This window comes from Pseudoxanthobacter soli DSM 19599, from assembly GCF_900148505.1.
In the GTDB taxonomy this organism is placed as follows: Bacteria; Pseudomonadota; Alphaproteobacteria; order Rhizobiales; family Segnochrobactraceae; genus Pseudoxanthobacter; species Pseudoxanthobacter soli.
Map to the genome: position 1 here is coordinate 141,096 of NZ_FRXO01000008.1, position 16,568 is coordinate 157,663.

8 protein-coding genes and 2 pseudogenes are annotated in these 16,568 nt (G+C 65.3%); 3 read left to right on the forward strand and 7 right to left on the reverse strand.

The features are described 5' to 3' along the window. Window positions 1-133 precede the first annotated feature (133 nt). Both repB and repA read right to left on the reverse strand, forming a co-directional pair. Complete coding sequence (gene repB, locus BUF17_RS17740) at window positions 134-1,321, reverse strand: plasmid partitioning protein RepB (RefSeq protein WP_342186190.1); 1,188 nt, start codon at window positions 1,319-1,321, stop codon at window positions 134-136. After that, window positions 1,209-2,423 carry a plasmid partitioning protein RepA gene (gene repA, locus BUF17_RS17745; protein ID WP_073631198.1) on the reverse strand — a complete coding sequence of 405 codons (1,215 nt, stop codon included), beginning with the start codon at window positions 2,421-2,423 and terminating at the stop codon, window positions 1,209-1,211. The genes repB and repA overlap by 113 nt, the downstream gene beginning before the upstream one ends. A gap of 362 nt (window positions 2,424-2,785) precedes the next feature. On the opposite strand from repA, the gene BUF17_RS17750 reads away from it, so the two are divergent. Next, complete coding sequence (locus BUF17_RS17750) at window positions 2,786-3,196, forward strand: DUF2177 family protein (RefSeq protein ID WP_073631200.1); 411 nt, start codon at window positions 2,786-2,788, stop codon at window positions 3,194-3,196. 93 nt (window positions 3,197-3,289) lie between these two features. On the opposite strand, the pseudogene BUF17_RS17755 reads toward BUF17_RS17750, so the two are convergent. Further along, a pseudogene (locus BUF17_RS17755) lies at window positions 3,290-3,559 on the reverse strand (SAM-dependent methyltransferase); the annotation flags it as partial. Between BUF17_RS17755 and BUF17_RS17765 the strand changes: the two are divergent. Then, window positions 3,543-4,152 (forward strand): annotated as a pseudogene (locus BUF17_RS17765) (IS5 family transposase); the annotation flags it as partial. The pseudogenes BUF17_RS17755 and BUF17_RS17765 sit on opposite strands and share 17 nt — an antisense overlap. Window positions 4,153-4,560: 408 nt before the next feature. Here the strand turns inward: BUF17_RS17765 and BUF17_RS17770 are convergent. The 4 genes from BUF17_RS17770 to BUF17_RS17785 all read right to left on the reverse strand — a co-directional run bounded on the left by BUF17_RS17770 (window position 4,561) and on the right by BUF17_RS17785 (window position 10,744). After that, the gene (locus tag BUF17_RS17770) at window positions 4,561-6,282 is read right to left on the reverse strand and encodes an amidohydrolase (protein ID WP_244530939.1); all 1,722 of its coding nucleotides are present in this window, start codon (window positions 6,280-6,282) and stop codon (window positions 4,561-4,563) included. Window positions 6,283-6,397: 115 nt separating this feature from the next. Then, on the reverse strand, window positions 6,398-6,718 hold the full coding sequence (locus BUF17_RS17775) for a DMT family transporter (protein ID WP_073631204.1): 321 nt from the start codon (window positions 6,716-6,718) through the stop codon (window positions 6,398-6,400). Window positions 6,719-7,039: 321 nt separating this feature from the next. Continuing rightward, entirely contained in the window at window positions 7,040-8,887 is a 1,848-nt protein-coding gene (locus BUF17_RS17780) for an amidohydrolase (RefSeq protein WP_073631205.1), read from the reverse strand. 57 nt (window positions 8,888-8,944) lie between these two features. Next, window positions 8,945-10,744, reverse strand: coding sequence for an amidohydrolase (locus BUF17_RS17785; protein WP_073631206.1), 1,800 nt, complete (start codon window positions 10,742-10,744; stop codon window positions 8,945-8,947). Between the two features lie 3,459 nt (window positions 10,745-14,203). Between BUF17_RS17785 and BUF17_RS22695 the strand changes: the two genes are divergently transcribed. Then, window positions 14,204-16,568 (forward strand): beta strand repeat-containing protein (locus BUF17_RS22695; protein WP_210215469.1); only part of this gene is annotated, 2,365 nt, incomplete at its 3' end.

Consider the following 16,568-nt stretch of genomic DNA (forward strand, 5'->3'; position numbering starts at 1 on the left):
AATCGGCTCGCCAAAACGGCGCAGCGCCCATCGGGCCTTGACTGCGATTCGCGGAAGTGGGATTCTCAGACCTGCCAGAGTATGAGAAGGGCTTCCGAAGCGAACGTTTCGGGGGCCTTTTTCTTTTGCTGCATCACTCCTCTGAACCCGGCGCGCGGCCCATCCGCGCTCCGCTGCCGTCTTCCCGCTCCATCCGCGCATAGCGCTCGAACAGTTCGGGCAATGCCTCGACCAAGAACGCGGCGAAGCCATCCTGGTCGCCGCGATCGAGAATGATGCGCGTTTCCTTGCGCGACCGGTCGACCCGGGCGATCTTCGCGCCCGACGCGGCTGAAACCACGCCGCTTCCCGGCTCGCTCGCCTTCGCCTCACCGGCCCCGGCCGCCTTTGCCGGCGCCGCCGCGGCGGCAAGCAGGGCACCAAACCGCCCGTCGGAATCGAGACCTGCGAAGTCGGCCGCGGCCATCCGGGTGCGGATGCGGCCGAGCGCGCCGGGCTGCTCGACGGCGGCGCCGAAGGCCTGCCACCGCCCGCGGCCGATCCTGGGTGCGCGGCCGATCGCAGCGACGATGTCCGCCGGCACCGCACGGGCAACGGCCACGAGCTTCGATGCCTCTGCGCGGTCGATCGTCAGTGCGGCCTGAACGACGGCGCGGGGATGACCCGCCTGTTCCAGCTTCAGTGCGAACACAGCCCGCTCGACGAAACTGAGGTCCTGCCGAGCCGAATTCTCGACGCCCTGGGCGACCACCAGATCTTCGTCGCTGAGCGGGCGCACCACCGCCCTGACCGGCCGGCCGAGTTCGAGCGCCACCCGCACGCGGCGGTGGCCATAGGCGCACTGGAACCGGCCGGTCCGGGCGGGGTGCGGACGGACCAGAACCGGCACCTCCTGCCCGCGCTCCGCGATCGAAGCCTTGAGTGCCTCGAATCCCGCGTCCTCCACCTCGGCGAAGCGGTCCGCGACCGGCGACGGCTCGATCAGGTCGGCCGCGATCTCGACGACGGCGACGCCCGAAGCCAGCTGTTCGCGCAGTTCCTCGTTCTCGCGCTCGACGCCCGAGAACGAATCCTGCAGCGAGCGCACCGAGCCCGATGTCACGCGCGGTTGCGCTACCATGTTGTCAGCGGACAACGCCTCGGCCTGAGGCGCCGTGAACAGCGAGCGGATGCGGTCGGTACGCTTGTTCATGGGGTCCCGGCTCCGTTCATCGTCCCCAGACCTCCTGGATGAGGCCGGAGATCTCTGCGTTGACGGCATCGACGGATTCGAGCGCGCGATCGTAGGCCGCCCGCCCGACCGAACCCCGGTCGAGCTCATAGAGCGACTGCTTGGTCAGGCCGGCATTGGCGATCGCGGTCGACTTCCACGCCGTCGCCTTCAGCACGTCGCCGCCGAACAGGTTGCGCAACAGCGCGACGATCTGGGCTTCCGGGACGTCGTTCGGATCATGGCGCGTCACCACGAAACGCAGGAAATCGTAGTCGAGCCGCCCGCCGGCCGCCTCGATCACGCTCATCAGGTCGGACGTCATCAGCAGGAACTGGCTCATGGAGGCGACGTCGACCATCTGCGGATGGATCGTCACCAGCATTGCGGTCGCCGCGTTGAGCGCGCCCATGGTCAGGTAGCCGAGCTGCGGCGGGCAGTCGATCACCACCACATCGAACGCGTCCGCGACCTGCTCGATGGCGCCCGCCACCCGGCGGAAAAACAGCTCGTGGCCGCGCATGTTGCGATCGATCATCGCCCGTGGCGTATGATGCTCGAACTCCATCAGCTCGAGATTGCCCGGCACGAGGCTGACGCCGTCGAAATAGGTCGGCCGCACCACGTCGGCCATCGGCACCCGTTCGTCGTCGTAGCGGATCGCGCCATAGAGCGTCGCATTCTCGGGGATGTCGAACTCCGGCTGATAGCCGAACATCGCCGAAAGCGAGGCCTGCGGATCGAGATCGATCGCCAGCACCCGATGGCCGTGAAGCGCCAGATATTGCGACAGATAGAGTGCCGTCGTCGTCTTGGCCGAACCGCCCTTGAAGTTCGCCACCGTCACGATCTGCAGCTTGTCGCCGGGCCGCCGGCCAGGCTTGAACTGCAGGGCCTCCCGCGGGCGGGCTTCGGCGAGATAATCGCGCAGGGCGTTGATCTGGGCGAGCGTGTAGGATCGCCGGCCGCCGGCGCCGATGGTCGGGGAGGGGCCGAGACCGTCGAGCGAGAGCTGACGCAGATAGCCATCCGAGACGCCGACGACGCGCGCAACCTCGCCCGAGGTGAACGATCGCAGCGACTTCGCCGCCGACGGCGGGAACAGCGTCGCCCCGAGCGCGCGCAGCTGCCCCGAGAGCGCGTTGGCATGGCGCATCACCCGGTGGGAGGCATTTTCGTGCGCGGAAGAGGGGGTCGCGGCCGCCTGAGTCATCACCCTGTCTTTCAAGACGGTATCCTAGCGTCAGACGCTTTGTTTCCGTCTGATAGAGAGGCCACGATTCTCCGATTCCGGCAAGGAATTTGATGTAAACGCGAGGTTAACGCGAACACAGCGATTTCGGGAAGCGTTGTCCGCGGACAACGCCTCGCCCGGCGCCAGATGCCACGCCGCTCCGGCGGGATCAGGGACCATGGCGCCCTTCCGCCCGCCCACCGCGCATCGCGCCGCGGCCACGGCCCGCCCGGCGGCGAAGAACCGCCGCCGGGCACCGCCGGAATTCGGTGCCGCCCCTGATCCACGGCAAGCCAATGCCCGTAAACCCGCGTGAGATTGGCTTCCTTCAGGGCAGGCAGATGAACTTCATCATCGCGTACATATCGACCGGCATTGTTTTTCTCGCCATCGACGCCATCTGGCTCAGCCAGATGGCGAACCGGCTCTACCGCCCGATGATCGGCCCCCTGATGGCCGACACCGTGAACGTGGTGCCGGCGATCCTGTTCTATCTGCTTTATGTCGCCGGCATCGTCGTCTTCGCGGTACAGCCGGCACTCGGGTCCGGACGCTGGCCCACCGCACTGATGCTCGGCGGCTTCTTCGGCCTCGTCGCCTACGGCACCTACGATCTCACGAACCATGCGACGCTGCGCGACTGGCCGGCCCTGATCACGGTGGCGGACCTGATCTGGGGCACGGTGCTCACCGCGCTGTCCGCCACGGCCGGCCTGCTGATCACGCGGGCGCTCGTCGGCGGCGCGTCTTGAACGAAGCTGCCGTTCGGATCGGGAGATCCGAACGGCAGAAGTCGCTTCGAACGATCAGGCCGGCGATACACGGCGCCGGCAGCGGCCCCGACGTCAGGGGCGGGGGCGAGGCAGATAGTGGCTGACGCCCCAGTCTTCCCCGTTGCGGTGACCGAACAGTCCCGCAGTGGCGAGATAGAACAGCCGCCAGCGCCGCCGCCACAGCCCCGCGTCGGCGCCGTAGACGTCGCGCAGCACCGCGTCGATGCGCTCGCGGTTCGCATCGAAGTTGGCGAGCCAGTGCTCGGCCGTGCGGGCATAATGTGAGCCGTTCCAGCGCCATTCGGACTCCACCGCGAAGCTGTCCGTCACGAACCGCACCAGCCCCTCCACAACCCTCTACAACCTTCTCGTGCGCAGGCGGGCGGCCGGGGTCTGGGATCGGCTGCTGAACGCGGTTTCCGCCGCCTATGACGGCGACATCGTGATGATCGGCAGCTCCTGCGTTCGCGTTCACCAGTACGGCGCCGCCATCAAAAAGGGGGTGATGATGATCGTCGCACGGGACGTTCCCGGGGTGGGCTAACCACCAGGAACCACGCTCTGGTCGACGCAGAAGGCCGGCCGATCCATCTCCTGCTCACGGCCGGGCAGGCCGGCGATGCGCCGACGGGGCGGGAGTTGCTGGCCCATCTCCAACAAGGCGGCATCCTGCTCGCCAACAAAGCCTATGATACCGACGCCATCCGCACTGAAGCAGCGGAACGCGGCGTTTTCGCCAATGTGCCGCCGCGTGCCATCCGAAAGCGAACCTTCGCCTTCAGCCCACGGCTCTATCGCCAAAGGAACCAAATCGAACGCTTCTTCAAACCGCATCAAGCAGATGCGGGGCCTCGCCACGCGCTATGACCGCCGACCAGAAAACTTCCTTGCAACTCAAGCTCGTTGCCGTCCGCATCTGGATCAATACGTTATGAGTCCGCAGCCTAGGATGCTGTGGCGTAGAAATAGGACCGAGTCCTGCGTCGCTCAGGACCCGCACCGGCTTCCAGTCGATAGCAGCGCGTCAGCGACGGCGTTCCGACCTGTTGCTTGGGCGCTCCCACGGTGGCCGCTTCCACCGTGCCGAAGTCTCCGAAAACATGCTGGACCAGGAGCGATACGACGGACACCGACTTCTGGCCGAGGGGCGGCAACACATCATCACCGCCCAATGCACGCGTTCACTGGAACCCGAGAAAACTGGCACGAACGGCGGGAAGCGGCCGATGGATGGACGGCTGGAGCGGGCGGACAGCGGGCCTTCCGGCAAGAGGCACGCGATAGACCGCACGGAGTGCAACTTCCTCTTGGGTGAGCGACCGATCTGGACTTCGGCGACGCATTCAGCCCCCCACTTCGTGCGTCACCTTTCCGTTCATCACCGTCATCAGGACCCTGGTCTTGTGGATCTCCTGTGGGGCGACCTCGAACAGGTTCCTTTCCAGCACGACGAGGTCGGCGTGCTTGCCGACCTCGATGGAGCCAACCTCGCGCTCCATCCGGATCTGCCAGGCGGCGCCCAGAGTGTTGGCCTTGATGGCGGCGTCGAGAGAGATGACCTCGTCGAGCGGCAGCAGTTGCGGGCCTTGCGGCTTGTCGAGCTCGCGGCGGGTCGTGGAGACCTCGATCCCGTCAAGGGGGCGGTAGGTGCTGTAATAGCCCGCGGCCGGCCAGTCGGTTCCGAACGACAGGACGCCGCCGTGGTCGAGGATCGACTTCATCCTGACCATGGAGTCGCCTCGGGCGGCTCCGAAGCGCGAGCGTGTAACGCCCATGTTCTGCAGGTCCGGACAGGCCCAGTGCGCGGAAAACTGCGCAACGACGCCGAGCTCGCCAAACCGCGAGTCATCCTGCGGGTCGACCAGAGAGAGATGGGCAAGCGCGTTCCGGCGGTCGCGCGGCGGGTTCGCTTTGATCGCGGCTTCGAACGCGTCGAGTGACAGCCGGGTCGCCCGGTCGCCGAAGGAGTGGACGTGGATGTCGATTCCCTCCCGATCGGCGCGCCGGATGATGTCGGTGAACATCTCGGGCGGAAGCAGAGTGTCGCCGCTCGTCTCGGGTTTGTCCGAATAGGGGGCGAGAAGCGCCGCGGTGTACTGCGGATCGCCGCCGTCGATGTTCAGCTTGAGCACGGAAGCCTTCACCAGCTCCGACTGAAATTCCCGACGCAGGGCCTTGATCACCGGCAGGGGATCGACGTCCGGCCGGTTGTGATAGTAGGATCCAATCACCCGGAAGGGCAGCTTTCCCTCTCGTTCGAACCGCAAATAGAGCCCGAAGCCCTCGTAGTCCGGCAGGACCTGGATGCCGGCATCGAACACGGATGTGATCCCCATGGCGGCGGCCTTGGGGAGCCATTCGGCGAGTCCATCGGCGACATAGTCGTAGCTGAACGGTTCGATGGCGTTGTTCACCATCAGGACGACAGGCGGCTCGACGAGGTAGCCGGTCGGCTCTCCCGTCGCCGGGTCGCGCTCGAAGTAGCTGAAACCAGGCAACGGATCCTTGGTATCCTTGGTCACGCCTGCAAGCGCGAGCGCCTGCGAGTTGACCCATGCAGCGTGACCGTCGATCGCGAGCAGAACGACAGGGACCTCTGGCCAGAGAACGTCCAGATCCTCCTTGCGCGGACCGGTGGGCGGAAAGGCGGTGTATCGCCAGCCGAAGCCGCGCACGACGTCCGCCTTGCCGATCTTGCTTCGATAGGCCTCGAGCGCTGCCAGCGTTTCTTCCCGGGTGTCGAACTGGAGGTCGACGCCCCGTGTGAGTGTCGCCCCGAGGACGGGATGAATGTGGCCTTCGACGAACCCCGGCAGCAGCATCTTGCCGGCGAGGTCGACGATCCGCGTCTGCGGCCCGACGAAGGATTGAACGCCTGCGTCGTCGCCAACAAAAGCGATACGCTTTCCTTTGACCGCGACGGCGCGCGCCCACGGCTGCCGACCGTCGACCGTGTAGACCGGACCATTCCGGAACACGATGTCGGCACTCGGATCAGAAGCGGTGATCGCCTCTGCGGCGAAAGAGGGCGCCGCAGAGGCGGCTGCCACGGCTACTGCAGCCAAGACCGCGCTTCGGCCAAGCACCTGACGCCGTGTAAGGCCGCTCTCTTGCGAAGACCTCGCGAAGGCGTCCCGATAAAGCGCCCAATGACATCCGATGCACATGACACCTTGCTCCTTACGCGAGGGTAAGCCTGAGGGTGATGACGTTGGCGAGGATGAGGCTGACGCCGAGAAAGCGGGTTGCCGCCGCGGGGTCGCCATAGACCCAGAAGCAATAGAGAACGATCCCTACCGCGCGTATCCTGGTCCAGACCGCATAGGACGTGCCCATCGAGATCTCTCGCTGGGCGAGCCATAGCAGGAAGCCGCTGCCGAACATGAAGGCGAGCGCGAGGATCACGCCCATCAGGCGCTGACCTTCCGACTGCGCCATCTTACGGTCGACGGGCCAGCCGATCTCGAGGAGGCCGGCGCACAGGAGAGTGATCCAGGCCATCAGTGCGGCTCCTTCGTCGATTGCTCGATCCAGGCCCGGATGTCGCCCCGGCCTTTGGAATATTCGAAGACGGCATGCGCAGGCAGCGACGAGAAGCGGACCAAGACGACACGCGTGATCGGATTGATGTGGAGGCCCTGGCCGCCCACAGGGCGGCGTCGGCGGAAGTGAGCGAGGGAAACTCCGCCAGCGCCGGACGGATCACGGACGCGGTCACCAGAGCGGAAAGGCGGGCCTCCGGGGTGTTCATGGCGAGACTTCTTGAACGTTGCGGCCACGAAACTCGGCTTCTCGCGGCCGGGGCAGCCGGGCTCGCACTGGTCAGGACGCGAGCCTATCGTACCACGCCCTGCCGTCCATTAGGGTAAGCAGCACGGGGACCCGATGGATGGCGTGCGGATCGACCTCGAAAAGATTCGCGCCGAGAACGACCAGATCCGCCTGCTTGCCGACCTCAATCGAGCCGACCCGGTCTTCGAGCCGCAGCTGATAGGCGCCGTTAATCGTGTATGCTCGGATGGCCTCCTCGACGCTCATCCGCTGGCGGGCGACCAGGACCGGATCGTCGGGAAAGCCCGGGCGTCGGCGCGTAACCGCCGCCTCGAGCTGGACGAGCGGCGGGATCTCGTCGATGTCGACGCCCGGAATGTCCGCGCCGAAAGTGACCGTCGCGCCCGACCGGATGAGATCGCCGTAGGGAAGCATGCGCTCCTCCACCCGCTTTGCTCCGAATAGCCGGTTGAAGCGCTCGACCTCCACGCCGTTGTAGTTTGTCGCCCAGAGCGGCGTGCCGTTGGCGACGATGCCGAGCGGCCCGAAACGTCTAACATCGTCGGGATGGGCCAGCGCGATGTGACAGATCGTATGGCGTCGCCCCTGGGGGCCGAGCCGCGACTGCACGTCCTCAATGGCGTCGAGGACGATGCGGACGGTCGCATCGCCTTCTGCGTGGATGTGCATATCGAAGCCTGCACGGTGCGCCGCCTCGATCTGCGCCTTCACATGCTCGGGCGAAAGCGTCATCGTACCGCGGAAGTCGGGCTCGTCGGCAAACGACTCGAGCAGGAGCGCGCCGCGCGCCGAGGCCACGCCTTCCGTCCACATCTTGCAAACCGAGATTTGCACGTGTTTGGAGCGCAGCTTCGCGTTCCAGTCCGCAAGCTGGGCGACGATCGCCTGCGGGTCGTCCTCCGTGTTGCGCGTCCATACCGAGCCGACGATGCGCACCGGTAAGTCGCCGCGTTCGTCGCGCGCGATCAGGTCGCGCCAGACGGGCTCGGCGTCGGCGCTATTCGGGCCGACCACCACACCGGCGTCCATGTAGGTCGTGATCCCCCAGGACGGCGCCCGGTCAATCGTCAGGCGCTGCGAGGCCTTGACCGCCTCCATCTCCAGGGCGCCGAGCGCAATGGCAATCGGCAGCGCTGCGGCGGTCTCGATCGCAAGGCCCGTCAGCGTCCCGTCCGCCTCGCGCACGTAATATTGCTTGCCCGGGTCGGGATCGGGCGTGTGCGGCCCGAGGCCCGCCGCCTTCATCGCCGCAGTGTTGAACCAGAGCTGATGCGAATCGCCGTTCCAGACGTACATCGGCCGATCGCCGGTCACCTCGTCCAACCACTCGCGTCGCGGATTGACGTTGTCCCCGAACGAGGCGTTCGGCTCCCATCCGTGGCCGCGCAGGGGCGCTTCGGGCGGCTGTGTGGCAATCCACTGGCGGATGGCGTCTAGGATCGTATCCTTGCCGACGAGGCCGCGGACATTGACGCCGAGCTTGGCGAGCGCCAGCGAGGCGAGATGGTCGTGGGCGTCGACGAAGCCGGGCAAAAGCATCCGCCCGGCGAGGTCGACGACCCGGGTCTTCGGCCCGAGCCACGCCGCGGCGCCTTTCCGGTCGCCGACGTACACAATCTCCTCTCCCCGCACGGCCACCGCCTCCGCGGTCGGGCGCGCCGGGTCCACGGTGTGAACCAGCCCGTTCTGAAACAGCCAGTCGGCCTCGCCGTCGTGGGGCCTAACCGGTGTGCGGGCGGGCGCCGGCGACTCGGCGGCCAGAGCCAGCGACGGCGCGACGACGGCCGACGCCACAAATGCTCCGGCGCCGCGCAGCGCCTGGCGCCGCGAGGCTCTCATGCCGTCGAGGGTCGTCGCCCAATTGCAGAAGAGACACATGGACTAGGTCCTTCCAAAACAGTCGCCCTGCGCCGCCTCCCGGCTTCTTGCGGCCGGTCAGGCGACATGCGTGAAGCGGCCGTTCATCATCGTCATGTCGATTGGGGTCGAAGCAATGTCATGCGGCGCGACGTCGAACAGGTTCTTCGCAAGCACGATCAGGTCGGCGCGTTTTCCCGGCTCGATCGAGCCGACGTTGTGTTCGAGGCGAATCTGGCGCGCGCCCGCAAGCGTCGCGGCGTGAAGCGCCTCCTTGAGAGCCATGCGCTCGGCTATAGGCGCCAGCACGGGCGCGTCGGGCTTGCCAATCAACTGGCGCGTCATGGCGATCTGGACGGCGTCGAGCGGCTTGTAGGTCGAGAGGTAGCCGGCCGCCGGCCAGTCAGATCCGAACGTCACGGCGCCGCCGGCCATGAGGATCGACTTCGGTCGATAAATCTTGCTCTGCCGCTCCGGACCGTAGAGGCGCGTCAAGCTGTCCACCGTGTCCGGATCCGCCGACAGCCAGTTGGCGGAGAACTGAGCGATGACGCCGAGCTCGCCGAAGCGCGGAATGTCGACGTCGTCGGTGAGCACGTTGTGCGCGATCGTGTGACGCCGGTCGCGCGGGGGGTTGGCCGCGATAGCGGCCGCGATAGCGTCGAGCGCGACGTGAGCCGTGCGCTCGCCGCAGGCGTGGACGTGCACGTCGATCCCGGCCCGGTCCGCATCGAGGATCACGCTCTTCCACTGTGCCTCGCTGAACGGCGAACTCCCGATCGAATCTGGCTTGTCCGCGTAAGGCTCGGTGAGCCATGCCGTGTAGCCCCCCTGCGTTCCGTCGCCGAGCATCTTCAGGACACGAACCTGGACGAGATCGGTATCGATGCGCCGCATTAGGTCTTGCGTGGACGCGGTCGCGGACTCGATAGGCGGCGCCTTGAGGAGATACGAACCGACCACGCGGAATGGCAGCCGGCCCTGTTTCTCCAGTTCCGTGTAGATTTCGAGGATCGCGCCCTGATCGGCGCCGATCGGCGGAACGCCGGCGTCGAAGACGGACGTGATTCCCGCGGCGGAGGCCTTGGGCAACCAGTCGACAACCAACTGCGCCATGGAATCGAGGGAGATCGGCTCGATGGCGTTGACGACCTGTAGCAGGGCCGAGGTTTCGATGACGTAGCCTGTCGGCTTACCGCTCTTGTCCCGTATGTAATAACTGAAGCCGGGGACCGGATCTGGCGTGTGCGCGTCGATCCCCGCGATCTCAAGCGCCTTGCTGTTGGCCCACAGGCTGTGCGCGTCGATCGCGAGAAAGAACGCCGGACGATCCGCGATCACCGCATCCAGCATTTCCCGCGTCGGTCCTTCCGGCGGAAACATGTCGACGCGCCAGCCGAAACCGCGGATCGTGCCGGTCGGGTGCGCCTTTGCGAACGCGGCGATCGCGGCGAGCGCGTCCTTGGCGGTCGCAACCTGAAGATCGACGCCTGCGGTCATGAATGCGCCGAGGAATGGATGAATATGCGCCTCGACGAAGCCGGGCATGAGCATCCGCCCCGCCAGGTCGATTGTCTTGGTCTCCGGCGTGGCTAGCGCGGCGACGTCCGCGTCGGAGCCCACGGCGACGATCCGGTCGCCCGCGACCGCCACCGCCTGCGCCCAGGGCTTCTTGGCGTCGAGCGTGTAGACCTTGCCGTTGCGGAAGATCACGGAGGGGCTATCCGCCCCGGCGACCGCGCCGAAAGCGGAGCCCGGCAGGGAGAGCGACGCCGCGACACCGACGCAGGCGAGCGACGCCTGCACGAAGCTGCGGCGATCGAGTTTTCCTGTGATGAAACCGCCCAAGGCGTTCGCGAAAACGCAGTTCATGCACATGCCGATGGTCTTTCCCGATGAGGCCGTGCAGGACGGAAGGGGGTGAGAGAGGACGGCCCGATGCCTATCACCACGACAAAACGGTTCTTACGGTTCGCTTTTCCGTCCGCAGCGCCTGCGGGCCTCATGGCACAATCCCCGTCGATAGCCGATGATGTTATCGAACAGCAGCGCCGCCGACGGTCTCCCGCGGTAGTTAATCTCCGAGATGGTGCCGATTTCGAGGTCCCGGTTGATGCCGGACACATGCTGTAGCTCGCTCCGGCTCTCGATGCGCGCAATCCATGCGCGCAAATCTGCGGGTCGGCTCACGGCTACACGATCTGCCGGTACTTCGCCGCCGTCGCCGGCTGGGCCGGTCTCCGATCATCGATGTCGGCGAGGTGTGGACGCATGTAAAACTCCATCGTCGATCGGACACGACTTGCCTTGATACCCGATATGAAAACCGCCGTAGAGCAGCATTGAGTCAGATCAAAATCGGCGCAGCCCATGGCGCACCGCCTAGGTGTTTGATCCCGGACTTTGTTGGTGCAGTCTTTTCGCAGGAACGGAAGGATGCGCTATGGGCCAGGTTCTCCATGGGTGCGCCACGACGACAGAGGCTGTCTGTCGAGCGAAAGGGTGCGCGCCGATCAAAGCCGAAGCCGGTGGATATCTGGGGTGGCGTAGATTTTGACGCGGGTGGCGGCGAGACGACCGCCCCAATATCGCCGGGTGATCAGCCCGCTGGACCCGGGCACGCCGTTGCAGCGCCGCACAATGCGATAGTCCCACGTCGGATTCTGGTGGAACGTGAGCCTGCGTTGCCGGCAGCCCACGGCAAAGCGTCCGGCTCCGGGAAGCGGCGGGAAGAGCCGGCCAGAGATGATTGTCGCGAGGCTGCCGAGATCGTCGTTGAGCCCATTACAATCGCTTCGACTCCTCCGGCCCAAGTGTCGCCTCCCGCAAATGTCGACACGGGTGAGGTGAGGGTGGATGCACCGAGATCGGGGAAGCTACGCCGAAGGGAGTTCTCTCCTGGAGAGCGCTGGTAGCGGCGTTTGCGGCGGCAGGTGAGATGACAACTGCGCGCCGTTACTCGGGCGTTGCTTCCACTCCGGCGCACCATGGCAGACAGTCGGCGGGATACGTCGATGGACAGGACGGGCAAGGTCCGACGGGCGCGACAGCGATCCTCGCCGTTAGGGTGGACAAGATGCGTGAGGGCGCCGGCCACAGGCGGATTATCAAGACGACGAAATCGGCCATTGCCATCGCGCGCAATGGTGGCGGTGATTTGATTTCGGCGGCTCGAAGGTCTGGATTGGTCGGGTGTCGACTTATGCAGCTGGAGCTCGTTCGAAGGTACGTCGGGGATCAACTACCTGAAGTCCGCACTCCCATTCTGATCTCATCTGCATGTCTCAGCTGGGGGTGGAAAGCGGAGAGACGGGTTTTAGGCGGCCGTTGGGGATACCGGACGTTGAGGTGGCCGACACACTTCGGCGGTAACGCGCCCCATTTCGATCACTGATCTGGTAACGGCGGTTACCCAAAAGCGGACATTTGCGTCCCATTCGGGCGGTGCTTGGCGAGTTTATTGAGGTCCCGGGCAACGGCGGGGAGGTAAAACTCCCCGCAAGCACCGTTTAGACTGCGCAGGCGGATCGAGCCGCATGATGCGCGTCAGATGGGCAAACAGCATCTACCTCGTTCCGCTGCCGACGAGAGGGGTGACGTAGTCGTCGACGACAGCGATATTCTGTGCCAAGTCACGGGTGCCCTCATGTAGGAGCGGGTATCTTGCGAACGGGCGGACAGAACCGGGGCTTCAACTGGGAGGCCTTGCAGTCAAACTTGCTGCCCCGAGAGCGCATCATTGCTTCATCATCAACCAGCGAGGCGGCGTTCGATAGGTCTTCCGTCGTTGCCGTCACAGTTTGCCGGCAAGATAGATATAGGTTCCGGCATTGCGACAGCACGTGAAATCGGGCCGGGTGAAGGTTCCGTCCTGACGCTTGGATTTATCGAACATCCGGATGAGAAGCGCGATCTCGCACTCATTGACCAGCCAGGCGAGATTTTCGGCCGAGCCCTAGGCACGGTCGGCGGCGAGGGTCGCGGGTGAAACGTCGAGTCGGTCCTGCGTGCGTTCGACCACGGCGCGCACCGACTCGGCTTCGGCGTGCGGATGGCACGACTTATGCCGCTCTTCGCCCGGATCATCGCCAGGTATAGAAGCCTGCCATCGTCCCCAATGTCGTCCAAGGCATCGAACTTTACCCCCAAATGTCAACAATAGAGCTCTGTGATACTGGAGATTCACGCGCAGAGACGCCATGCCGTGGCAACAGCGCTCAAAGAAGCTCGCCACTTTCTCGCAAACGCGACAATACAGAACTCGGCTTTCACGATCTAAAATTTTCAATCCCTTTCAAACCTCTCTCAGGATGTCATTGCGAGTCGCTCGGCGGGAACCCGTCTCAGGCGTGCGCATCGTAGCGATCCAGGGAGAACGATGCGATCAAGCGCGGCTTTGGCTGACGCGACCGGAGCACGGCTGTGAATGCATCTGGCGGCGCGGCTCGTCAAAGCGCGCCTGGTCGTTGCTACTAGACGTAGAAAAATCTCGCAGAAAACCCCTTCAAAGTGCGCAATACAGCCACCACGAGTGTGGCAAACGCGCCCTCAGAAAAAGAAATTTCCGCCACATTTCGCAATCCGTATGCCGCTTCGCAATCACGGTTGCGACCATCCCCGGACACCTTCCAGAAACGCACAGACCACATGCGTCCGTTGCGGGACGTGAGACGCGGCCGATTCGCCGGTTGTGTCCCACCGTCCCGATGGCGAGATCGCGGACTCTGGCAGGGGCAAGCAGAGATGGAATGCAACGGGGCCGGCAAGGGCAACTTCGAGGTGCGGATCCAGGGGACGGGTCGCAGTGAGACCGGCCTGCGGCGAGCTGGGTTCCAAAATGTCCGGCTGGCGCGTGCCGTTCGCCGCGGCCTCCTGCTTTCCTCGGCCCTCGTGCCGGCGCTGACCGTTCTGCCCGCCGCTGTGTCTCCGCTCCATGCGCAGACTGCTATCAACAGCCTTGCGGGCGGCTCCGGTGGCGCGGGTGCTGGACCCAGCGGACCGAATTCCTACGCGAGCGGCGGCGGCGGCGGCGCCGGCGGCGGCGGCGGCGGCAGCGCAGGTACCTTTAGTGTAAACGCGCCTCCCGGTGGCGCCGGCGGCGCCCCGGGTTATGGCGGCACCTCGCAGGCCGGAAGTGTCGGAAGCCCTTTATCCGGGGGTAAGGGAGGTAACGGTTACGGAACGTCAGCTGCGGGTGGCGCTCCGACTTCCAGCAACCCCAGCAATGGCGGCGGGGCAGGTGGCGCGCCGGGTGCTGCGGGTGGTTACGGCGAGACCAGTGGGAGCAAGGGGGCGGGCGGCGGCGGCGGTGGCGGTCATGGCTATGTCGGTGGCACCTTGCCCATCTCGGCGGCAACGGGCGGCGCCGGCGGCGCCGGCGGCCTGGGCTGGACTCCTCAGTCTGGTACCGCGATTGGCGGTGGCGGCGGTGGCGGCGGTGGTTTTGGTGCGATCATTACCGGCTCTGGCAATCTGGGGACGCTCTCCGTCAACGCCACTGGCGGGGTCGGTGGTGCCGGAGGCACGGGCGGCTACGCCGGGGGCGGAGGATATAGCGGTGCTGGTGGCGCCGGCCTCTACATCGTCAACTCCGGCAACTTCACGTCTTTCATCGTCAGTTCCACCGTCAGCGGTGGTGCCGGCGGCGGTGCGTCTGGAACCTCTTACGGTGGAGCGGGTGGCACCGGCCTTTTCATTTACAACAGCGACGGCAACAAGATCACTGTGGTAGACGGTGCTGTCATCCAGGGTGGCAAGGGTGGTTCGGTTACTGATGGCACCGGATGGTATTCAAATCTTGGCCCGGGAACCCCTGGCGTCGGTGCGGCGGGTATTATCGATTACTGGGGCAATACAGAAATTGTGCTCGCATCTGGCGCCACCGTATCCGGCGGACTGAACGGCGATCTTTTAGATCAGAACGGGAACGTCACCACCGCGGGCGTGACCCGTGCCAATGCGATCAATTTTCTTGGCAGCGGTTCCAATGTGCTGGAGTTGCAGGGAAATGGTGCATCCTCCGGGCAGTCCTATGCCACCATCGTCGGCAATGTGGTGGGCTCTACCGCGGTCGGGTCGTCCAATACGCTTAAGCTGTCAGGATCGGGCGGCGTGTTTGATCTCTCGCAGATCGACGTCGGCTCCGGCGGCTCCACCAGTGTGCTCTATCAAAATTTTGGTCATTTCGTCGTCAACTCGACGGGCACCTGGATTGCCACGGGTGCTCCCTATGCTCCGGGCGGTGGCGCAATAGGACAGTGGAGTGTTGATGGGGGTGTTCTTCAGGTTGGTAATGCGAGCACGTCCGGTTCTGTTCCGGGGGCTGTGACCGTCGCGAGCGGTGCGACACTCACCAACATCTCGACCGGGGCGAGCGGCGCTGAGGTTGTCGACGACATCACGGTCCAGAGCGGCGGTCATCTCGCGGCCTATGCGGTCGCGAATACGCCCGCGGTGGCGACACTGTTCGGCAGCCTGATTCTGAACGCTGGCGCCAGTCTGGACGTCACGCTGGATGCGCCCTCAAACTTCCCGCTTATCGGCGTTGGTGTTGCGTCCACCCCGAATGTCGTGGGTAACCTTTCGCTGAACGGAACGTTGAACGTCACCGACAGCGGCGGGATGGTGGCCGGCTCCTATCTTCTGATCAATTATGCTGGAACGCTTTCCGGTAGTGGGCTGACGATCGGCGCTGCGCCATCCGACTTCGAGTACTCCATCGACACGGTCTCCACGTCCAACGCGGTTTATCTCGTCATCACTGATGCCGGCCTTTACTGGAACGGGACGACGACGTCTGGGTCTGGTCCCGTTGCGGGCGGTGACGGGACGTGGACGGCTTCGCAATCGCAGCTCAACTGGACGAACTCCACCGGCACGACGCATGTTGCGTCGGACATCACCAAGGCGGCAATCTTCGCCGGCACCGCCGGGACGGTGACGATCGACACGTCGAACGGGACCGTCGGCGCCAAGAACCTGAAGTTCCTGACGTCGGGCTACGTCATCGGCGGCGGCGTGCTGACCCTGGCGAACGGTTCGGCGACGCCGGCCGTGAATGTCGACGGTGCGGGCACCACGGCAACGATCTCGTCGTCGATCGCAGGCTCGGACGGGATCGAGAAGACCGGAGCCGGCACGCTGGTTCTATCGGGCGCGAACACATATACCGGCGGCACGACCGTTACGGATGGCACGTTGCAGATTTCGGGCAGCGGCACTCTCGGCTCGGGCAGCTATTCGGGGGCGGTTTCCCTCGCTTCCGGCACGGCGCTCGACTATGCCTCCTCGGCGGCGCAGACATTGTCCGGCGCGATCTCCGGTTCGGGTGCCCTCACGAAGTCGGGAACGGGCACGCTGACCCTTTCCGGTGCCAACACCTATTCCGGCGCGACCACGATCAATGCGGGCACGCTCGTCGCCTCGGGCGGCTCGGCCATCGGAAACGCCAGTGCCGTTACCGTGGCAGGCGGCGCGAGTCTGACCGTCAACGCGGGCGAAACGATCGGATCGCTGGCGGGCGCCGGGTCCGTGTCGCTGACGAGCCTCGCCCAGCTCAATCTCGGCGGCGACAACACCTCCACGACCTTCTCTGGCGTCATCTCTGGCAGCGGCGGGCTGGACAAGGCCGGCAGCGGCACGCTCACGCTGAGCGGCGCGAACACGCTGACGGGCGTGGTGCAGGTGCTCGCCGGCGGCCTCG